Origin of the sequence: Streptomyces sp. CB02009, from assembly GCF_001905825.1 — a bacterium.
GTDB lineage: Bacteria > Actinomycetota > Actinomycetes > Streptomycetales > Streptomycetaceae > Streptomyces.
Map to the genome: position 1 here is coordinate 59,934 of NZ_LIVV01000006.1, position 21,411 is coordinate 81,344.

Genomic DNA, 21,411 nt, shown 5'->3' on the forward strand with positions numbered 1-21,411 from the left:
GTGCATTCACCCCTTCCGGTGGTGCGACGGACAACCGTCCGTCGCACCACCGGTATCTCCGCTTACGTTCTTCCCGCTGCGAGTCGCCGGACCAACGGTGGCCGCCGTCAAGGGAGACCGGGGGTGCACTCATGCGGATCGGACTGCTCACAGAGGGTGGCTACCCGTACGCCACCGGTGAGCCCGGACTCTGGTGCGAGCGGCTCGTACGCGGACTCGGGCAGCACCAGTTCGACCTGTACGCCCTCGGCGCGGCCGGCGCCCCCCGACCGCTCCCCCCGAACGCCCGCGTCGCCCGCGCCGCCGACCTCGGCGGCCCCGGCACCGGCCCGGCGGCCCGCACCCTCCTCGAACGGACCGCCTTCGGCGACGGCCGTGCCGCCCGCCGCGCCTACGGCCGGCGCGAGCGGCGCCGCTTCGTCGAGGCCTTCCACCGGCTCGCGGTGGGCGTGTGCGGGGACAGCGCGGCCGGGACCCCGGAGAGCACCGCAGGGCCCGGGGACGGCGAGGCCGGCGCCGCGCTCGGGACCGCCTTCGCCGAAGGGCTCTACGCGCTCGCCGAACTCGCCCGCGAGCGCGGCGGCCTCCCCGGCGCGCTCCGCTCCGACGACGCCGTCCGCACCCTCGAATCCGCCTGCCGCGCGCCGGGCGCACGCCGCGGCGCGGCCGCCGCGGGACTCCCCGACCACCTCGCCTTCGTCGAGCACCTGGAACGCACCCTGCGCCCCCTCTCCCTCGACTGGTACGCGGAGGACGCGCTCGGCGCGGCCGACCTCTGCCACGCCGCGGCCGGCGGCACCACCGCCCTTCCCGGCCTGCTGGCCAAACGCTTCTTCGGGACCCCGCTGCTCGTCACCGAGTACGGCGTGCAGCTCCGCTCCCACTACCTCTCGGCCGCCGGTGCCGACCGCTCCGCGCCCCTGCGCACCCTGCTCGCCGCCCTCCACGGCCGGCTCGCCGCCGAGGTCTACGGGCAGGCCGCCCTCCTCACCCCCGGCAACGCCCACGCCCGCCGCTGGCAGGAGAAGTGCGGCGCCGACCGCGCCCGGATCCGCACCGTGCACCCCGGCATGGCCGCCGACCGCTTCGCCGAGGTCGGCGAGGACGAGGAGAGCGGCGACCCCGCCACCCTCGTCTGGGTCGGCCGGGTCGAACCCGCCAAGGACCTCATCGCCCTGCTGCACGCCTTCGCCGAGATCCGCGCCCGGCAGCCCGACGCCCGGCTGAGGATCGTCGCCGTCCCCGTGCGGGACCCGGGCTCCGGCGCCTACCTCGCCCACATCAAGGGGCTCGCCGCCCAGCTCTTCCCCGACGAGGCCGCCGGCGCGCACGCCGTCGGAGAGAACCCGGTCACCTTCGAGGAACTCGGCGGGCCCGAGGCGCCGACCCTGGAGGACACCTACGCCTCCGGTGCGGTCGTCGTGCTCTCCAGCGTCGTCGAGGGCTTCCCCGCGAGCCTCGTCGAGGCGATGTTCTGCGCGCGGGCCACCGTCTCCACCGACGTCGGCGCGGTCGTCGAGATCATCGGCGGCACCGGGCTCGTCGTCCCCCCGCGCAACCCCCGGGCGCTCGCCGACGCCTGCCTCGCGCTGCTCCGCGAGCCCGAGCGCCGCCACCGCCTGGGCGCCGCCGCCCGCGCCCGCGCGCTCGAACTCTTCACCGTCGAACAGAACCTCGCCGCGTTCCGCGGCATCTACCTGGAACTCCTCTCCCACGCACCGGTGCGCCACCGCCCCGGGGACGGCGTGCCCTTCGCCCACCCCGCCGAGGCGCACGTGCCGGGCAGCTGGGCGCACAAGGCCGTGGCCGCCGGGACAGGAGCCCCCGATGCCTGAAGGAGACACCCCCATGCGCGGCTCCGCCGCCCCGACCAGCCCCGGAGCCTGGGACGCCCGCTCCGAGGCCCTCCTCGGCGCCCCCGCACTGACCCCCCGTACCGGCGCCCCCCTCGGCCCGCACACCGCCGAGGGTCCCGTCGAGGCCCCACCGTCCGGGATAGCCCCGGCCCCGACGGACACACCGTGGCCGATGACGACGACGCCGCCCGTCCCGGCGCGGAAGCCGGACCCGGAGGGCCCCACCGGCACGACCCGCCGGGACGGCCTTTCCGACCTGGACGGCCTCTCCGGACCTGACGCCCCTTCCGGCCCGGACGCTCCTTCGGACCCCGCCGGGCCGTCAGGAACCACCGGGAACCCCGTATCCGCCGAGCCGCACGCCGCCCCCGCCCCGGCCTCCGCCCTGCCCGGCGGCGTCCCGGCGACGGCCGCCCTCGCCGGAACTCCCGCCTCCGCAGCAACCCCCGCCCCCGCCGCCCGCCCCCGGCGCGGTACCGCCGACCCCGTCAAAGTCCTCATGCACCGCCACCGGGAGCTCTGCGCCCGGGCCGTCGACCCGCTGGAGATCGCCGCCGGTCTCGAGGCCCAGGGGTTCACCGACCGGACCGCCGCCCGCTTCCGGCACCGGGACGTGTTCTCGCTCGCCGAGGAGCTCTACGCGCGCGTGCCCCGCGGCACCGAGCCCCCCGCGCCGCCCGCGCCCCCGCGCGGGGACACCGACGCCTGGGTGCTCGCCGTCCTCACCCCCGGCGCCGCCGCCGCGCTCACCGGCATCGGACTCGCCCTCACCCACGGGCCCGTGCGTCTCGCCGTCGGCGCGACCGGGGCCCTGCTGCTCACCGCCGCCCTCCTCCTCGCCGTCCGGCGCGGCCCCTTCCGCGCCCCCGAGGGCGGCACCGTGCCCGCCGCCCGGCTCTGGACCGGCTGGCTCGTGGCGTACGCGGTCTGCGGCGACGGGCTCCTCACCCAGGTGCTCAGCGGCGGCCCCGACGGCCCCTGGGACCTGGCCCCCGGACCGGTCCTGGCCCTCGCCCTCGCCGTCGCCCCCGCCGCCTGGTGCGCGCGGCTCTTCGCCCACCGGGCGCGGCGCCGGATCGCCGACAGCCGGGGCCTCGCCGACTTCGCCGCCGGCACCCGCCCGCTGCTGCTCGGCACCGTGACCCTCCCCCTCCTCGCCCTCGCCCTGCTGCTCGGGCTCACCGGGTTCAGCTCCGGGGCCCTGGCCCTCGGCGCGCTCCTGCTGCTCGCCCGGCTCCTCACCGTCCACGGCTTCCCCGAGACGGCCGCGGCCGCCCTCGCCGCCGCCAGCGCCACCGAGGCCCTCGCCCTCACGAGCGTCCTCGCCGCCCGTGTCCCCGTCCCCGGCTTCGACGCGCTCGCCATTCCCGTGCGGACCCTCGTCGACGCCTGGGGCCCCGGGGCCGTACCCACCCTCGTCTGCGGCGCCGCCGCGCTCGGCCTGCTGGCCCACGCGACCGGCTCCCTGGCCCGGGCCTCGGCCCACGCCACCCCGTGAGAACCCGCAGCGACCGGCGCCGGAGGGCGGGCGGCCACCGCACCGCCCACCCCGCCGGGCCTCCCGTCCGGAAACCCTTTCGCACCCGCGGAGCCGACGCCGCGGGCGCGACCCGTCACCTCTCTGAACACCTCGCAAGGAGACCGAAGACCATGACCCCGCAAGCCCAAGGAACGGCCGGTCGGCACGAAGGGGCCGCACGATGAGGGTGCTACTGCTCGGAGCCAACGGCTTCATCGGCCGCTTCGTCGCCGACCGGCTCCTCGCCGACCCGGCGGTCCACCTCACCGCACTCGGCCGGGGCGACGACGCCGACGTCCGGTTCGACCTCGCCTCGGGCAGCCCGGGCGCGCTGACCCGGTTCCTCGACGCCGTCCACCCCGGGGTCGTCGTCAACTGCGCGGGCGCCACCCGCGGCGGCGCCCGCGACCTGACCCGGCACAACACCGTCGCCGTCGCCACCGTCTGCGAGGCCCTGCGCCGCAGCGGCTGCGGCGCCCGGCTCGTCCAGGTCGGCTGCGCCTCGGAGTACGGGCCCAGCCAGCCCGGCTCCTCCACCGCGGAGGACGCCGTACCCCGCCCCGGCGGCCCCTACGGGGTGTCGAAGCTGGCGGCGACCGAGCTCGTCCTGGGCTCGGGCCTCGACGCCGTGGTCCTCCGGGTGTTCTCGCCCGTCGGCCCCGGCACCCCCGCCGGGTCGCCGCTCGGCCGCCTCGCCGAGGCGATGCGCCGGGCCATGCAGGCCGGTGACGGCGAGCTCAAGCTCAGCGGCCTCGGCGTGCAGCGGGACTTCGTCGACGTCCGGGACGTGGCGCGGGCCGTGCACGCGGCCTCGCTCTCCGCCGCCCAGGGCGTCGTCAACATCGGCACCGGCCGCGCGGTCCGGCTCCGGGACGCCGCCGCCGTCCTCGCCAGGGTCGCCGGCTACTCCGGCAACCTGCACGAGCTGGACGCCCCGCACGGCATCCCGCAGCGCCCGATGATCGGCGCCCCCCGCACCGAGGGGACCATCGCCGAGCAGCTGGCCGCCGCCCCCTACCCGTACCCCGACGGCTGCGGCCCCTGGCAGCAGGCCGACGTCCGGACCGCCCGCGACCGGCTCGGCTGGCGGCCCCGGATCAACCTGGAGGAGTCGCTCGCCGACATCTGGATGGAGGCGGCGTGTCGCATCTGACGGCGACCACGGGGGCGGTGCGGGAAGCCGTGGGGGTGGGCGTGCCCGGGTACGCCCACCCGCTGCTCGCCCCCGTCGAGTGGGGCGAGCTGACCCGCCCCGGGACCCCGCTGCACTGGGCGGTGCTCAATGTGGCGGAGGGCCCGGGCAGCCGTCCGGACCCGCACTGCCTGGAGGCGGCGGGCCGGCTCCGCAACGCCGGGGTCAGGGTCCTCGGGCACCTGGACGCCGCGTACGGCTCCCGGCCGTTCGGGGAGCTGGTCTCGGACGCCCACCGCTTCGTCGACTGGTACAAGGTCGGCGGTTTCTACCTGGACCGCTGCCCCGCGGACCGGGCGGACCTGGCGGGGGTGCGGAGGGTCACCGCGACCCTGGAGGCGGTCCTCGGCGGCGAGGCCCACCTCGTCCTCGGCCACGGCACCCATCCCCATCCGGGATACGCCGAGACCGCCGACCAGCTGGTGACCTTCTCGGGTGCCTGGGCGGACTACCGCTGGTCGCAGGTGGCCGAGTGGACGGCCGAGTACACGGAGGCGAAGTTCGTCCATCTCGTGCACGGCGTGCCGCGCACCCACCTCGAGGAGGCCCTGCGGATCGCCCGCTGGCAGGGGGCCGGGACGATCTTCTTCACCGACCGCCCGGGGGGTCCGGGACAAAGTGCGCCATTCCACTCGCTGCCCGGCTACTGGGACGAAATCGTCTCGCGGATCGGACCGGGTGTCTCGGAATGAGAAGAGGCGTGGCAGTGTTACGGGGAGAACAACCGTACTGACATACCGACAACCGGAGTCCCCGTGTCGCTGCCACCCCTGGTCGAGCCGGCTGCCGAGCTCACCGTAGACGAGGTCCGCAGGTACTCCCGCCACCTGATCATCCCGGACGTCGGGATGGACGGGCAGAAGCGGCTGAAGAACGCCAAGGTGCTGTGTGTCGGCGCCGGCGGCCTCGGCTCGCCGGCGCTGATGTACCTGGCCGCCGCCGGCGTGGGCACGCTCGGCATCGTGGAGTTCGACGAGGTCGACGAGTCGAACCTCCAGCGCCAGATCATCCACAGCCAGGCCGACATCGGCCGCTCCAAGGCGGCGTCGGCGCGCGACAGCGTGCTCGGCATCAACCCGTACGTGAACGTGATCCTCCACGAAGAGCGGCTCGAGGCCGAGAACGTGATGGACATCTTCAGCCAGTACGACCTGATCGTCGACGGCACGGACAACTTCGCCACCCGTTACCTGGTGAACGACGCCTGCGTGCTGCTGAACAAGCCGTACGTCTGGGGTTCGATCTACCGCTTCGACGGCCAGGCGTCCGTGTTCTGGTCCGAGTACGGCCCCTGCTACCGCTGCCTCTACCCGGAGCCCCCGCCGCCGGGCATGGTCCCGTCCTGCGCCGAGGGCGGCGTCCTGGGCGTGCTGTGCGCGTCCATCGGCTCCATCCAGGTCACCGAGGCCATCAAGGTCCTGGCCGGCGTGGGCGACCCGCTGGTCGGCCGTCTGATGATCTACGACGCCCTGGAGATGCAGTACCGCCAGGTGAAGGTCCGCAAGGACCCGAACTGCGCGGTCTGCGGGGAGAACCCGACCGTCACCGAGCTCATCGACTACGAGGCCTTCTGCGGCGTCGTGTCCGAGGAGGCGCAGGAGGCGGCGCTCGGCTCCACGATCACTCCGAAGCAGCTCAAGGAGTGGATCGACGAGGGCGAGAACATCGACATCATCGACGTCCGCGAGCCGAACGAGTACGAGATCGTCTCGATCCCGGGCGCGCGTCTGATCCCGAAGAACGAGTTCCTGATGGGCACCGCCCTCCAGGACCTTCCGCAGGACAAGCGGATCGTCCTGCACTGCAAGACGGGTGTCCGCAGTGCGGAGGTCCTCGCGGTGCTGAAGTCCGCGGGCTTCGCCGACGCGGTGCACGTCGGCGGCGGCGTCATCGGCTGGGTCCACCAGATCGAGCCCGAGAAGCCGGTCTACTAGTCGGCCCGACGAAGGGGCCCGGATCCCGACAGGGATCCGGGCCCCTTCTCGTGCCCGCCGCGGGTCACGCCCCGCTGCGAGCCGTCCCGCCGGAGCAGGTCGTGCCGTACGCGGGGACCTTGCCGTCCAGGAGGTACGCGTCGATCGTCGCCGTCACGCACGACGACGTGCCGTACGCGCCGTGGCCCTCGCCCTCGTTGGTGACCAGGACGCCGACACCCGCGCCGAGTTCCTTCGCCATCCGCTCCGCGCCCTCGTACGGGGTCGCCGGGTCGCCCGTCGTGCCGACGACGAGGACCGGAGCGGCACCCGGGGCGCTCGCCTCCGGGGTCGCCCGCTCGCCCTCGACCGGCCACTCGGCGCACCAGCCGGCCGTGTCCCAGGCGAGGAACGCGCCGAACACCGGGGAGAGCCGCCGGAACTCGGGGATCAGCGCCTTCGCCTCCGCGGCGGTCGGCCGGGCGCTGGAGTCGGCGCAGGAGATCGCCCGCTGCGCGTGCGACTGGGTGGCGTAGTGGCCGTTCGCGTCACGGTCGTTGTAGTAGTCGGCGAGTTCGAGCAGGGCGCCGCCGCGGCCCTTCTCGGCGTCCGCGAGGGCCGCCGTCAGCAGGGGCCAGTTGGACTGCCCGTACAGCGTCACCGCGATGCCGGTGAGCGCCAGTCCCTCGGTGAGCTTCCGCTCGCCGACGGTCAGCGGGGCCCGGTCGAGCTTCCGCAGCAGGCGCGCGATCCGCTCGGTCCCGTCCTCGGGGTCCTGGCCGGTGCTCTTCAGGTAGTTGCCCAGGGCCCGCTGGAAGCCGATCGTCTGGTGGCGGGCGTGGCCCACGGCGTCGGCGGTCGGGTCGACGACCGCGTCGAGGACGAGCCGGCCGACGTTCTTCGGGAAGAGGTGCGCGTAGGTGCCGCCGAGCTGCGTCCCGTACGAGATGCCGAAGTAGTGGAGCCTGTCGTCGCCGAGGACCCGCCGGATCAGGTCCAGGTCGCGGGCGGTGGCGGTGGTCGTGGTGTGCGGGACGACCGTGGCGGAGCGGCGGGCGCAGCCGGCGGCGAAGGCGGCGCTGTCCTTGAGGTACGCGGCCTCCTCGGCGGCCGAGTCGGGAGTGAGGTCGACGGTGGCCTCGGCGGCGGCCTGTTCGGCGTCGGTCCGGCAGACGACACCGGAGCTGCGGCTGACGCCGCGCGGGTCGAAGCCCACCAGGTCGTAGCGTTCGGCGAGCTTGCCGTAGTCCTCCTCGACCTGCGGCAGGATGTCGACGCCGGAGGCGCCGGGGCCGCCGAAGTTGAAGAGCAGGGAGCCGATGCGGCCGGCCTTGCTGCCGGCCTCCTTGCGGATCAGGGCGATCGGGATCGTCGCGCCCTCGGGCTTCGCGTGATCGAGCGGCACCTTCACGGTCGCGCAGCGCCAGTTCCCGCCGGGCGCCGCCTTGCCGGGACCCGGGGCCGGGCAGGCCTTCCAGCCGGGGCGCTGACCGGTGAGGGAGGCGGGCAGCGGGGGAGTGGCGGCGGTGGCCGAGGGGGCGGCGGAGGTCGCCGACGGCTTGGCGTCGGTCGTGGCCGTCCGCGCGCCCGGGGTGGCGGCCGGTGCTCCGCCGCCGGCGCTCGTGCAGCCCGCGACCAGCAGGCCGGTGACGGCCAGGACCGCCACCCGTATGCGTATGGACATGTGTTCCCCCCAGGAGCCCGACAGGGCGGCCCATCCTAGGGGGAGTCCTGTCGGCTACTTGCAGACGGTGCCGGAGACCGGGACCTTGCCGTCCAGGAGGTAGGCGTCGACCGCCTTCTTCACGCACGCGCTGCCGCTGTTGTACGCGCCGTGGCCCTCGCCCTCGTACGTCAGCTCCACGCCGACCCCGTCGCCGAGCGCCTTCACCATCGCGCGGGCGCCCTCGTACGGAGTGGCCGGGTCGCCGGTGTTGCCGACGACCAGGATCGGCGCCGCGCCCGGAGCGGAGACGTCCGGGTTCTCCCAGGTCCCGGGCACCGGCCACTGCGAGCAGCTGGAGAGCGCCCAGCCCATGAAGTCGCCGAAGACCGGGGAGGCCTCGCGGAACTGGGGGAGCCGCTCCTTGGCCTGGCCGAGGGTGTAGCGCTCCTTGAAGTCGACGCAGTTGATGGCGGCGTTGGCGGCCTGGATGTTGCTGTAGGAGCCGTTCTGGCCGCGCCCGTTCATGGAGTCCGAGAGGGTGAGGAGCAGCGCCCCGTCGCCGCCCTCGGCGTCGGAGAGGCCCTGCTCCAGATAGGTCCAGTACTCCTTGGAGTAGAGGGCCTGCGCGATGCCGTTGGTGGCCTGCGTCTGGGTGAGCTTGCGGTCGCCGATGCCCGGGATCGGCTCCTTGTCGAGGGAGGCGAGGAGGTCGAGGACGAAGGCCTCGATCTCGGCGACGGTCGAGCCGGGCAGGGTGCACGCGTCGCCGCGGTCCACGCAGTCCTGGGCGAAGTTGTCGAGGGCGAGCTGGAAGCCCTTCGCCTGGCCGAGCGCCCCCTCCTCGACGCCGGCGTCGGGATCGACGACCGCGTCGAAGACGGCCCGGCCGACGTTCTTGGGGAAGAGGTGGGCGTAGACGCCGCCGAGTTCGGTGCCGTACGAGATGCCGAAGTAGTGGAGCTTGTCGTCGCCGAGGACCTGGCGCATCAGGTCCATGTCCCGGGCGGCGTTCTCGGTGCCGACGTGCGGCAGGGCCGGTCCCGCGTCCTTCTCGCAGCCGGCCGCGTACCTCTTCTGCGCGTCGGAGAGCGTCCGCTCCTCGGCCTCGTCGTCGGGCGTGAAGTCGAGGGCGTAGTAGGCGTCGAGCTCCTGGTCGGTGAGGCACTCCACCGGGTCGCTGCGGCCCACCCCGCGCGGGTCGAAGGAGACCAGGTCGTAGCGGCTGCGCAGGCCCTCGTACTCGTTGGCGAACCCGGGCAGCGCGGTGACGCCCGAGCCGCCCGGCCCGCCGAAGTTGAAGACGAGCGAGCCGATCCGCCGGTCCTGGTCGCGGGCCCGGGCCCGGATCAGCGCGAGCTCGATGGTCTCGCCGTCCGGTACCGACCAGTCGAGGGGGGTCTGGAGGAAGGAGCACTCCCAGGTGGCGCCCCCGGGCAGCGGGGAAGGGGCGGGCCCGCCGCCCTCGGCGGCGGACGGCGCCGGGCACGGGGCCCAGGACAGCTTCTGCGCCGCGAGCGCGGAGACCCCGGCCGTGCTGCTCGGCTGCGTCCCCTCCGCCGTGTCGCCCCCGTCCGAGCACCCGGCGGCGAGCAGCACGGTGGTGGCGGTCAGCAGAGCGGCGCGCTGGGCGGCGGAGATCGGCATAGGCCCATGGTGGGCCGCCGCCCCCGCCGCCGCGCGGGACGGGGGTCCATGCGGGTGGCGGGGGCCGGGCGATCCGACCCGCTACAGCGCCTCGCGCTTCGTCAGCCAGTTGAAGCAGAGCCAGCCCGGCAGGACCGGGAGCCACAGGGTCAGCAGGCGGTAGAGCAGCACGGCCGGGGTCGCGACCTCGGCGGGCAGGCCGACCGCGAGCAGACCCAGGGTGAGCGCGGTCTCGACGGCTCCCACGCCGCCCGGGGTCGGCGCCGCAGAGCCGAGCGCGTTGCCCGCGAGGAAGACGACGGCCACGCTCGCGTAGCTGATCGACACGCCGTCGTGGTCGAAGGCCTGGATCGAGGCGTGCAGGCAGAGCACGAACGTGAGGGTGAGCAGCAGCATTCCGCCGATGCCGGTGACCAGCTTCATCGGCCGCTGGAGCACGTCCAGCATGCGCGGCACCACTCCGGCGAAGAGCGAGCGCAGCCGCGTCGCGACGAACTTCCGCATGAACGGGATCGCCGTCACGACGAGCACGAGCACCGCGACCGTGAGGAGGCCGGCGATGACCGTCCTCGACGGGGTGAAGGACTGCGAGCGTTCCGTTCCCGTGAGGTAGCCGAAGGAGAGCAGCAGCAGGATGTGGGCCCCGAGCCCGAAGAGCTGGGAGGCGCCGACGCTCGCCACCGCGAGCCCCGGGCGCACGCCCGAGCGCTGGAGGAAGCGGGTGTTCAGGGCGACGCCGCCGACCGCCGCCGGGGCGACGATCTTCACGAACGAGCCGGCGACCTGGGCCACCACCGTCCGCCAGAAGCCGACCCGCTCCGGCACGAAGCCGAGCAGGCTCATCGCCGCCGCCACATAGCTGAGCGCGGAGAACAGCACGGCCGCCGCGACCCACCGCCAGTCCGCCTGGCCGATCGTCGACAGCGGCGTCTGGGAGATCTGCGACAGCAGGAAGTACGCGGCGACGGCGCCCGCGATCAGGCTGACCAGGGTGCGCGGCTTGATGCGCTCCAGGCGGACCGGCTCCGCCGGCGCCTGCGGGCGGATGAGCAGCACCTGCTGCCGGATCTGGGCCAGCAGGTCCTCCTCGCGGGCCTCGTCGAGCGCCGTGTCCAGGGCCCGCTTCTCCGCCTTCTTGTCCGCCTTCTTCTCGGCCTTGGTCTCGGCCCGCGCGGCCGTCGGGTCCGCGGCCGCCTCCGCGGCCTGGGCCTTCGCCAGCTCCCGCTCGTGCTTGGCCGCCTCCGAGGCGGCGAGCACGGCCTCCCGCTCGCGGGCCGACCGCTCCCGGGCCAGTCTCCGCAGCGTCGCGCGCGTGGAGCGGCTCAGCGCGATCGGCTGGAGCAGCGGCAGGCAGTCGGCGACGGCGTCAGGGCCGAGCACCTCGACCGCCGCGGCGACCGTGCGCTCGGCGCCGACCCGCAGGCCGAGGGTGGTGAGCAGCTGGGCGATGTCCATCCGCAGGATCAGGTCGCCGGCCGCGATCTCGCCGCCGCGCAGATCGGTGAGGACCACCCTGCCGGAACGATCCACCAGAATCGCGTCGCCCGTGAGCCGGCGGTGCGCGATCCGGCGCGACTGCAGCGCCCGTACCTGCCGCCAGGCGCTGCGGACCAGCGCGTCGGTGATCTCGTCGTCGTCGAGGGAGTCGAGGCTGCGGCCGCCGATGTGCTCGTAGACGAGCATCACGGCGTCCGGGCCGAGCTCGGAGGTGGCGATCAGCTTCGGCGCGTTCGCCCCGGCGGCGATCGCCGCGTACGCGAGGAGCGCCTCCTGCTCCAGGGCCTGCCGCAGCGAGACGATCGACCGGCGGGTGGTGATCGTCCGCAGGGTGATCCGCCGCCACGCGCGGTAGAAGAAGCCGTGCGCCTGCTGCTCGCGGTCGACGACGGTGACGTCGAGCGGCGGGCCGTCCTCCAGGGTCACGATGTAGCGGCGGCCCCGGTCGCCGCTGTCGGACGAGTCGGGCACGCCCTCGGCGCGCAGCGCCGTGACCGTCCGGAACCCGACCCGGCGCAGCCCGGCGAGGAGGGTCTGCCCGGTGGGCCGGACGTTGGGGGAGCCGACCGCGTACAGCGTGCCGTACGCCACCGTCCAGCCGATCAGGACGGTCAGGATGATCGAGAGCGCGGTGGTGTAGCCGGCCACCAGCATGGTGAAGGCGTCGAGCAGCAGCACCACCCAGAGCGACACCCGCCAGCGGGGCCTGCGGGCCATGCCGACGGCGGTCATGTACGCGATCACCGGCGCGAGGTAGTTGTGCACGGGGTCGGTGAGCCCGCCGCCGGACGCCGGCTGGGTCAGCGCGTCCTGGATGGTGCCGGGCGCGGCCTGGGCGACCCAGAGGTCGGTGGCGAGGGTGAGTCCGTGCGCGAGGACGGCGGCGAGGACGCCGTCCGCGATGCGCAGCCCGTCCCGTTTGATCAGGCGTTCGATGGCGAAGGCGACGGGGACGAGCAGGACGGCGATGGACGAGACGAGACCGGCGATCTTGACGAAGACATCGGGTGCGCCGACGGCGCCCTTGTTGATGTCCTCCTCGAGACCCGAGGTCGTCGCGTGGGCGAACGCGGCGACGGCGATGACGAGCCCGATGGCGAGCAGACCGGCGAGCAGCCGCATCAGGTCCGAGGGGCGGTGGACCCGGGCGGCGAGCAGCGGCTCGTCGCCCGAGACCCGCTCGGGCACGTCGGCCTGGCCCTCCTCGGGTGGCTGGGTGTCCGGGGCCATCACCATGTCCGTCTCTGCATGCGCGTTGTGTCGTTCTCGTTCTCGCCGTTGTTCGGGCTGTGCGTCTCGCTGTTGTTCTTGCTCGTGTTCTTGTACTTGTCGCTCTTGATCTCGTATCACCAGTCACCGCCCGCACGATGGTGGCACGAAGAGCCGCCGCGCGGAGGCATCAGGGCCATGTCGGTGGGGTGAGGCAGGATGGTGCGGATGAGCATGGAGGTGCCCGTGGGGGAGACCGGAGAACTGCCCGAGTACGCGGAACGGGTGCTCGACGTCGCCGACGGGATCCCGCCCGGCCGGGTGATGACCTACGGCGACGTCGCCGAATGGCTCGGCGAGGGAGGGCCCCGCCAGGTCGGCCGGGTCATGGCCCTGTACGGCGGGACGGCACCCTGGTGGCGGGTGGTCCGCTCGGACGGCACGCTGCTCCCCGGGCACGAGCTGAGGGCCCTCGGCCACTACCGCGAGGAGGGCACGCCGCTCCGCGAGCGGGGCCCGGCCGCCGAGGGGCACCTGCCGAGGATCGACATGCGGCGGGCGCGCTGGGACGGAACTCACACCTGAGCCCGCCGGCCGGGGACGACCGGGCGGGGCCGGGCGTGAGCGGCGCCGGAGGGGACGTACGCGGTACGGGACGGGGCGCGGAGTACGGCTCGGCGGCGGGCCGTTTCGCGTAACGTCGACGTTCGCGTCCCCCGAGGCGACGGCGGGCCGACGAGCCCGCCGGCCGGCCGCGGCGGACGGCCGCCTCACCCGCACCACCACTCCCACCAGGACCGGCGACCCACGTGAGTACCTCCTCGACCACCCGGCGTACGCCGCCGTACCAGGGACAGCCGTACCCGGGTTCGGGACGGCCGCGGAACCCGGGCGCGTACCGACTGGTGCGTACCACGCCGGCCCCGATGGATTCCCCTCAGCTGGACGCAACCCAACGCGAAGTGGTTGACCACGACGGCGGACCTCTTCTCGTCCTCGCCGGCCCCGGCACCGGCAAGACGACGACCTTGGTCGAGGCCGTCGCCGCCCGGATGGAGAAGGGCGCCGACCCCGAACGGCTCCTCGTCCTCACCTTCAGCCGCAAGGCCGCCGTCGAACTCCGCGACCGCATGGCCGCCCGGCTCGGCGGCCGCCGCCCGCCGCAGGCCACCACCTTCCACTCGTACTGCTACGCCCTGATCCGCGCCCACCAGGACGCCGAACTCTTCGCCGAACCCCTCCGGCTGCTCTCCGGACCCGAGCAGGACCTCGCCGTCCGCGAACTCCTCGCCGGCCACATCGACCTGGAGAAGGCCGGGCTCGGGAGCATCCGCTGGCCCGACGAACTCCGCGCCTGCCTCACCACCCGCGGCTTCGCCGACGAGGTGCGGGCCGTCGTCGCGCGCTCCCGCGAACTCGGCCTCGGACCGGACGCCCTCGCCCACTTCGCCCAACGGGTCGGCCGACCCGACTGGAAGGCCGCGGCCGGCTTCCTCGCCGAGTACCTCGACGTCCTCGACCTCCAGGGCGTCCTCGACTACACCGAGCTCGTCCACCGGGCCGTACTCCTCGCCGAGGACATCAGCCTGCCCGCGTACGACGCGATCTACGTCGACGAGTACCAGGACACCGACCCGGCGCAGGTCCGGCTGCTGCACGCCCTCGCGGGCGGCTCGGCGGCGGCCGCCCGAACGGCCTCCGCGAGCCCCGCCCGCCGGCCGGCGGGCGGGAGCACGGTCGTCGCCTTCGGCGACCCCGACCAGTCCATCTACGCCTTCCGGGGCGCCGACGTGAACGGCATCCTCGACTTCCCCGCGACCTTCGGCGGAGCGGACGTCCGGGTCCTGCGCACCGCGCGCCGCTCGGGCGCCCGGCTCCTCGGGGCGACCCGGCTGCTCGCCCAGCGGATGCCGATGCCCCGGCTCCCCGCCGACAAGGTCCGCGCCCACCGCGACCTCACCGCGGCCCGGGACGGCGGACAGGCGGAGGCGTACACGTACCCGACGGCGTCGGCGGAGGCCGAGAACATCGCCGACCTGCTGCGCCGCGCCCACCTGGAGGACGGCGTCCCCTGGCACCACATGGCCGTCCTCACCCGGGCCTCCGCCCACCTCCCGTCGCTCCGCCGCGCCCTCACCTCCGCGGGCGTCCCGGTGGAGACGGACGCGGCGGACACCCCGCTCCGCCACGAACCGGCGGTCGCCCCCCTGCTGCTGGCACTGAGGGCGGTGGCGCAGGCCCCGGGCAGGCCCGCGGCGGGCCGGGACCTTCCGGCGGGCAGGCCCGCGGGAGGGCGGGACGTCTCGGAGGGCAGGTCCGAGACGGACCAGGACGTCTCGGAGGGCAGGTCCGAGACGGACCGGGACCTCTCTGCGGGCAGGCCCGAGGCGGGCCGGGACCTTCCGGCGGGCCGGGACCTCCCGGACCAGCCGCCTGCCGAGCCCGGCGAGCCCGCCGAGTCCGGCGAAGCCGAGCCCGACGAGGACGTCCCGTCCCCGGACGCGGCACCGGCGCAGCCGGCCGGCACGTGGCTGAGCACCGAGACCGCGCTCGAACTCCTCGCCTCCCCGCTCGCCGGCGTCGACCCCGCCGACCTCCGCCGCCTCGGCCGCGCCCTGCGCGACGAGGCGCGCGCCGCGGGCGACAAGGTCCCGCCGCCCTCCGACGTGCTCCTCGCCCGCGCCCTCGCCGAACCCGAGCGCCTCGCCGCCCACGACCCCGCCCACACCCGCGGCGCGAAGCGGCTCGGCGACCTGCTCCGGGACACCCGCACCCTCCTCGCCGACGGCGGCACCGCGGAGGAGGCCCTCTGGGTGCTCTGGAACGGCACCCCCTGGCCCGGCCGGCTCGAACGGGCCGCGCTCCGCGGCGGGCCCGCCGGCCGCAACGCCGACCGGGACCTCGACGCCGTCTGCGCCCTCTTCGAGACCGCCGCCCGCGCCGAGGAGCGCGTCGGCGGCCGCGGTGTCCTCAACTTCCTCGAAGAGCTCGACGCGCAGGACATCGCCGCCGACACCCTCACCCGCCGCCACACCCGCCCCGACGCCGTCCGCCTCATGACCGCCCACCGTTCCAAGGGCCTGGAGTGGAGCCTCGTCGTGGTCGCCGGGGTCCAGGAGGGGCTCTGGCCCGACCTGCGCCGCCGCGGCTCCCTCCTGGAGGCCGACCGCATCGGCCGCGACGGACTCGCCGAGCCCCTCACCCCCGGCGCCCTCCTCGCCGAGGAGCGCCGCCTCTTCTACGTGGCCGCCACGCGCGCGCGTGACCGGCTCGTCGTCACCGCCGTGAAGGCCGCGGCCGAGGACGGCGACCAGCCCTCCCGGTTCCTCACCGAACTCGGCGCCGAGCCGAAGGACGTGCCCGGCCGCCCCCGCCGCCCCCTCGCCGTCTCCGCGCTCGTCGCCGAGCTGCGCGCCACCACCGTCGACCCGGACGCCTCGCCCGAGCTCCGCGACGCCGCCGCCCACCGCCTCGCCGAACTCGCCGCCCTCACCGACGAGGACGGCCAGCCGCTGGTCCCGGCCGCGCACCCGGACCGCTGGTGGGGCCTGTTCGAGCCGACCCGCAGCCCGGAGCCGCTGCGCGACCGCGACCGGCCCGTCGCCCTCTCGCCGAGCTCCCTGGACAACCTGGTGAGCACCTGCTCCCTCCAGTGGTTCCTGGGCCGCGAGGTCAAGGCCGCGGCCCCCGCCACCGCCGCCCAGGGCTTCGGCAACGTCGTCCACGTCCTCGCCGACGAGGTCGCCTCCGGCCGCACCCCCGCCGACCTCGACGTCCTCATGGCCCGGCTGGACTCCGTGTGGGACGCCCTCGCGTTCGACGCCCCCTGGAAGTCGGCCCAGGAGAAGGCCAACGCGCGCGTGGCGCTCGAACGCTTCCTCAGCTGGCACGTCATGGACCGGGGCGGCCGCACCCCGGCCGCCTCGGAGCACGGCTTCGACGTGACCCTGGAGGCGGGCGCGTACGAGGTCCGCATCCGCGGCTCCATGGACCGCGTCGAGACCGACGAGCACGGCCGCGCGTACGTCGTCGACTTCAAGACCGGCAAGTCGGCCCCCACCAGGGACGAGGTCGCCCAGCACCCGCAGCTCGCCGTCTACCAGCTCGCGGTCCGCGAGGGCGCCCTCGACGAGGTCCTCGACGGGCGGCGGCCGGAGCCCGGCGGCGCCGAACTGGTCCAGCTCCGGCAGGCCGCCCCGCAGAAGGAGGGCGGCGACGCCCTCCCCAAGGTCCAGGCACAGGAACCGCTCGCCGGGGAGTGGGTCGGCGAACTGCTCGCCAACGCCGCGGGCCGGGTCCTCGACGAGCGCTTCACCCCCACCACCGGCCAGCACTGCGCGACCTGCTCGTTCCGCGCCTCGTGCAGCGCCCAGCCGGAGGGCCGCCAGGTCGTCGACTGACGGCGCCGCCCGGGCGCGGAGTCGCGGGCACGCGCACGCGGGGAGACCCTGGTGGACAGGGATCGGGGAAACCGTGAGGAGGCTCGCATGGCGTCCCACCGAAAGCTCCGCGCCGCGGCCGTCGTCTGCGCCGTCGCCGTCGTCACGGGGCCCGCACCCGTCGCGGCCTGGGCCGCGACGACCGGCACCGCGGCCGCCGCGCCCTCGGTGGCGGCACCCTCGCCCGATCCGTTCTCCGGTCTCACCGCCGACGAGATCGGCGACAAGGCGGTCACCGCGACCCGGTCGGCGACCTCGCTCCGGATGACGGGCCGGGTGTTCACGGAGGGACAGCCTCTCGACATCGACTTCGCCGTCAACGACCGCGACGAGTGCACGGGCGTGATGAGGATCAAGGGCGGCAAGGCCGAGCTCCGCAAGATCGACCGGATCACCTACATGAAGGGCGACGAGGCCTTCTGGCGCGTCTCCATGGCCTCCCAGGGCATGCCCGATGCCCAGATCGACGCCACGGTCGAGCTGGTCAAGGGCCGCTGGCTGAAGATCGCCCCGGGGCAGGCCGGCAGCGCCGACCTCAGCGGCGTCTGCGACCTGAAGTCGCTCCTCGCCGACCTCGGCAAGGACGAGGAGGAGCGCCGGGGGCTGACCAGGGGCCCCGACGCGGAGGTCGGCGGCACCCCCGTCGCGACCCTGGTCAAGAAGAAGGCCGAAGGCGAGACCACCACCGTGTCCGTGTCCCGGGAGGGCAAGCCGTACATCCTGAAGATGGTCAAGGCCGGTGGCGAGGAACCGGGCGCGATGGTGCTCTCCGACTACGACAAGCCCGTCCGCGTGGTCGTCCCGCCGGCCGACGAGACGGTGGACCTGTCCAAGCTGGACGGGGGCGTGCCCGCGTGACGAGATCCCCTCGCGCCAGGGTCACGCACGCGTGACGAGGCGGGCCGCGGCAGCACGCCCGCGTGACGAGGATCCCTCGCCGGATCCGGGCCGGACCGGGCCGGACTGTCGGTCCGCCGCGTTAGCCTCTTTGAGGTGACCGCACGCATCACCGACCCCGAGCAGCTCAAGGAGCTCCTCGGCATCCCGTTCACCCCGGAGCAGACGGCCTGCATCACCGCGCCGCTCGCCCCGCAGGTCGTCGTGGCCGGAGCCGGCTCCGGCAAGACGACGGTGATGGCGGCCCGGGTGGTCTGGCTGGTCGGCACGGGCCAGGTCGCCCCCGAGCAGGTCCTCGGACTCACCTTCACCAACAAGGCCGCCGGAGAGCTCGCCGAGCGCGTCCGCACCGCCCTCGTCCGCGCCGGGGTCACCGACCCCGACGTCATCGACCCGGACGACCCCCCGGGCGAACCCCGGATCTCCACGTACCACGCGTTCGCCGGACAGCTCCTCACCGACCACGGCCTGCGCATCGGGCTGGAACCCACCTCCCGGCTCCTCGCCGACGCCACGCGCTATCAGCTCGCCGCCCGCGTCCTGCGCGAGGCCCCCGGCCCCTACCCGGCGCTCACCCGCTCGTTCACGACCCTGATCACCGACCTGCTCGCCCTCGACGCCGAGCTCGCCGAGCACCTCGTAGCGCCGGAAAGACTCCTTTCGTACGACTCCGCGCTGCTCACCGCCCTCGCCGAGGCCAAGCTCAGCAACGCCGAGCTGCGCAAGATCCCCGAGGCCGCCACCGCCCGCCGCGAACTCCTCGACCTCGTCGTCCGCTACCGGGCCGCCAAGCGCTCCCGCGATCTGCTCGACTTCGGCGACCAGATCGCCCGCTCCGCCGAACTCGCCACCACCCGGCCCGAGGTCGGCGAGATCCTCCGCGACGAGTTCCGCGTCGTCCTCCTCGACGAGTACCAGGACACCTCCGTCGCCCAGCGGCTGCTGCTCTCAGGACTCTTCGGACAGGGCGCCGCGCAGCGGCCGACCGGCCACGCGGTGACCGCCGTCGGCGACCCCTGCCAGGCCATCTACGGCTGGCGCGGCGCCTCCGTCGCCAACCTCGACGACTTCCCCGAGCACTTCCCGCACGCCGACGGCAGCCCCGCCGACCGCTACGCCCTCTCCGAGAACCGGCGCAGCGGCGGCCGCCTCCTCGACCTCGCCAACGGACTCGCCGCGCCCCTGCGCGCCATGCACGCGGGCGTGGAGGCGCTGCGCCCGGCGCCCGGCGCCGAGAACGACGGAAGCGTCCGCATCGCCCTCCTCCCCACCCACGCCGAGGAGATCGACTGGCTGGCCGACTCCCTCGCCCACCTCGTCCGCACCGGCCGGGAGCCCGGCGAGATCGCCGTCCTGTGCCGCACGGCCACCGACTTCCCCGCCATCCACGCGGCCCTCGTCGCCCGGGACGTACCCGTCGAGGTCGTCGGCCTCTCCGGCCTCCTCCACCTGCCCGAGATCGCCGACCTGGTCGCCGTCTGCGAGGTCCTCCAGGACCCGGGGGCCAACGCCTCCCTGGTCCGCCTCCTCACCGGCCCCCGCTGGCGCATCGGCCCCCGCGACCTCGCGCTCCTCGGCCGCCGGGCCCGCCACCTCGTCCACCGGGGCGGCGACGACCCCGACCCCGAGCAGCGGCTGGCCGCCGCCGTCGAGGGCGTCGACCCGGCCGAGGTCGTCTCCCTCGCCGACGCGCTCGACACCTTCCTCGACTCCGGCGGCGCGGCCGACGACGGCCTCGCCTTCTCCACCGACGCCCGGGTCCGCTTCGCCCGCCTCGCCGCCGAGCTGCGCGCCCTGCGCGGCTCGCTCGCCGACCCGCTCATGGACGTCCTGCACCGGGTGCTCTCCGCGACCGGCCTCGAAGTCGAACTCTCCGCCTCCCCGCACGCGCTCGCCGCCCGCCGCCGCGAGACCCTCGGCCACTTCCTCGACGTCGCCGCCGGCTTCGCCTCCCTGGACGGCGAGGCGAGCCTCCTCGCGTTCCTCGGCTTCCTGCGCACGGCCGTCCAGTTCGAGAAGGGCCTCGACAACGCCCTGCCGGGCGGCGAGAACACCGTCAAGGTCCTCACCGCCCACAAGTCCAAGGGCCTGGAGTGGGACGTCGTCGCCGTCCCCGGCCTGGTCACCGGCCAGTTCCCGAGCGCCCGGGCCCGCGAGTCGTGGACCTCGCAGCCGCAGGTGCTCCCGCACGCCCTGCGCGGCGACGCGGCCACGCTGCCGACCGTCGACACCTGGAACGCGAAGGCCCTCACGGCCTTCAAGAACGAAATGCGGGACCACCAGCACACCGAGGAACTCCGTCTCGGCTACGTCACCTTCACCCGTCCCCGCAGCCTCCTCCTCGGCTCGGCCCACTGGTGGGGCCCGTCGCAGAAGAAGCCTCGGGGCCCGTCGGACTTCCTCCAGGCCCTGTACGCCCACTGCGAGCAGGGCCACGGGGAGATCGAGGCATGGGCGGAGGAGCCGGAGAAGGACGCGAAGAACCCGACCCTGGCGGAGCCGGAGAGCGAGGGGACCTGGCCGCTCCCGCTGGACGGGGAGTCGTTCGGGCGCCGCAGGGAGGCGGCCGAGCTCGTCCGCGCCCGGCTGCGGGACATCGCTCCGCAGGACGGGACCCGCGCGCACCACCCCGTCGGCGCGGCGCCCGCCGCCCGGGACCCGCACCCGGAGGACCTCTGGCCGGACGAGGAGGAACCCGACTGGGACGAGGAGGCCCTGCCCGAGGACACCCACATGGACGCGGTCCCGGCCCCCCGGGAGCCCGAGGCCCCGCCCGCGGACCCGGACTCGGATCAGTACCCGGACTCGGAGCCGTACGGCGCCCTCACCCCCGAGGACACGAGGACCGTCGCCTCGTGGGACCGCGACCTCACCGCCCTCACCGCCGAACTCCGCCGCGCCCGCGCCACCACCCGTGACGTCGTCCTCCCCGCGTACCTCTCCGCCTCCCAGGTCCTCCGCCTCGCCGCCGACCCCGACGGCTTCGCCCAGGAGCTGGCCCGGCCCATGCCGAAGGCCCCGCAGCCGGCGGCCCGCCGGGGCACCCGGTTCCACGCGTGGGTGGAGTCCCGCTTCGAGGAGCTGCCGCTGCCCTTCCTCGGTCCCGAGGACCTGCCCGGCGGGGAGGACTTCGCCGGGGAGCCGGAGATCCTCGACGAGCGGGACCTCGACGAGCTGAAGGAGGCCTTCGCCCGCACCGCGTACGCCCGGCGCACCCCGTACCGCGTCGAGGTCCCCGTGCACCTCTCGCTCGGCGGCCGGGTCGTCCGGGGCCGGATCGACGCCGTCTACCGGGACCCGGACTCCGGCGCGTACGAGATCGTCGACTGGAAGACGAGCCGGCTGCGCAGCGCGGACCCGCTCCAGCTCGCGATCTACCGGCTCGCCTGGGCCGAGCAGCACGGTCTCGCGCCCGAGGACGTGGCCGCCGCCTTCGTCTACGTGCGGACGGGCGAGGTCGCCCGCCCCACCCGGCTGCCCGGCCGGGCCGAGCTGGAGGCCCTCCTCCTCGGCGAGCCGGCCCCCGACGCCGAGCAGGCCCTCCTGCCGGGCGGGGCACCCCCGGGCGCCGGATAGGCT

12 protein-coding genes are annotated in these 21,411 nt (G+C 74.9%); 9 read left to right on the forward strand and 3 right to left on the reverse strand.

Translation table 11 applies throughout. The features are described from left to right. The first annotated feature begins 131 nt into the window (after positions 1-131). The 5 genes from AMK27_RS24110 to moeZ all read left to right on the forward strand — a co-directional run bounded on the left by AMK27_RS24110 (position 132) and on the right by moeZ (position 6,501). Complete coding sequence (locus AMK27_RS24110) at positions 132-1,835, forward strand: glycosyltransferase (protein ID WP_073912082.1); 1,704 nt, start codon at positions 132-134, stop codon at positions 1,833-1,835. Continuing rightward, complete coding sequence (locus AMK27_RS24115) at positions 1,828-3,354, forward strand: hypothetical protein (RefSeq protein WP_241847592.1); 1,527 nt, start codon at positions 1,828-1,830, stop codon at positions 3,352-3,354. The genes AMK27_RS24110 and AMK27_RS24115 overlap by 8 nt, the downstream gene beginning before the upstream one ends. Before the next feature lie 202 nt (positions 3,355-3,556). After that, positions 3,557-4,528, forward strand: coding sequence for an NAD-dependent epimerase/dehydratase family protein (locus AMK27_RS24120; protein WP_073912085.1), 972 nt, complete (start codon positions 3,557-3,559; stop codon positions 4,526-4,528). After that, positions 4,516-5,259, forward strand: a complete 744-nt coding sequence (locus AMK27_RS24125) for a spherulation-specific family 4 protein (protein WP_073912088.1) — start codon at positions 4,516-4,518, stop codon at positions 5,257-5,259. Before AMK27_RS24120 ends, AMK27_RS24125 begins: the two co-directional genes overlap by 13 nt. A gap of 63 nt (positions 5,260-5,322) precedes the next feature. After that, positions 5,323-6,501 carry an adenylyltransferase/sulfurtransferase MoeZ gene (gene moeZ / locus AMK27_RS24130; protein WP_033201278.1) on the forward strand — a complete coding sequence of 393 codons (1,179 nt, stop codon included), beginning with the start codon at positions 5,323-5,325 and terminating at the stop codon, positions 6,499-6,501. A gap of 64 nt (positions 6,502-6,565) precedes the next feature. On the opposite strand, the gene AMK27_RS24135 is transcribed toward moeZ, so the two are convergent. The 3 genes from AMK27_RS24135 to AMK27_RS24145 all read right to left on the reverse strand — a co-directional run bounded on the left by AMK27_RS24135 (position 6,566) and on the right by AMK27_RS24145 (position 12,523). Further along, on the reverse strand, positions 6,566-8,164 hold the full coding sequence (locus tag AMK27_RS24135; RefSeq protein WP_073912091.1) for an alpha/beta hydrolase: 1,599 nt from the start codon (positions 8,162-8,164) through the stop codon (positions 6,566-6,568). 54 nt (positions 8,165-8,218) lie between these two features. After that, positions 8,219-9,790 (reverse strand): alpha/beta hydrolase, encoded by a 1,572-nt coding sequence (locus AMK27_RS24140; RefSeq protein ID WP_073912094.1) that lies wholly within the window; start codon positions 9,788-9,790, stop codon positions 8,219-8,221. A gap of 81 nt (positions 9,791-9,871) precedes the next feature. Further along, positions 9,872-12,523 carry a lysylphosphatidylglycerol synthase transmembrane domain-containing protein gene (locus AMK27_RS24145; RefSeq protein WP_073912097.1) on the reverse strand — a complete coding sequence of 884 codons (2,652 nt, stop codon included), beginning with the start codon at positions 12,521-12,523 and terminating at the stop codon, positions 9,872-9,874. A gap of 201 nt (positions 12,524-12,724) precedes the next feature. On the opposite strand from AMK27_RS24145, the gene AMK27_RS24150 reads away from it, so the two are divergent. The 4 genes from AMK27_RS24150 to AMK27_RS24165 all read left to right on the forward strand — a co-directional run bounded on the left by AMK27_RS24150 (position 12,725) and on the right by AMK27_RS24165 (position 21,408). Further along, complete coding sequence (locus AMK27_RS24150; protein ID WP_286329932.1) at positions 12,725-13,081, forward strand: MGMT family protein; 357 nt, start codon at positions 12,725-12,727, stop codon at positions 13,079-13,081. Between the two features lie 224 nt (positions 13,082-13,305). Next, on the forward strand, positions 13,306-16,896 hold the full coding sequence (locus AMK27_RS24155) for an ATP-dependent DNA helicase (RefSeq protein ID WP_073912103.1): 3,591 nt from the start codon (positions 13,306-13,308) through the stop codon (positions 16,894-16,896). Positions 16,897-16,983: 87 nt separating this feature from the next. Then, entirely contained in the window at positions 16,984-17,793 is an 810-nt protein-coding gene (locus AMK27_RS24160) for a hypothetical protein (protein ID WP_073912106.1), read from the forward strand. Positions 17,794-17,928: 135 nt separating this feature from the next. Then, positions 17,929-21,408 (forward strand): ATP-dependent DNA helicase, encoded by a 3,480-nt coding sequence (locus AMK27_RS24165; protein WP_073912109.1) that lies wholly within the window; start codon positions 17,929-17,931, stop codon positions 21,406-21,408. Positions 21,409-21,411: the final 3 nt, after the last annotated feature.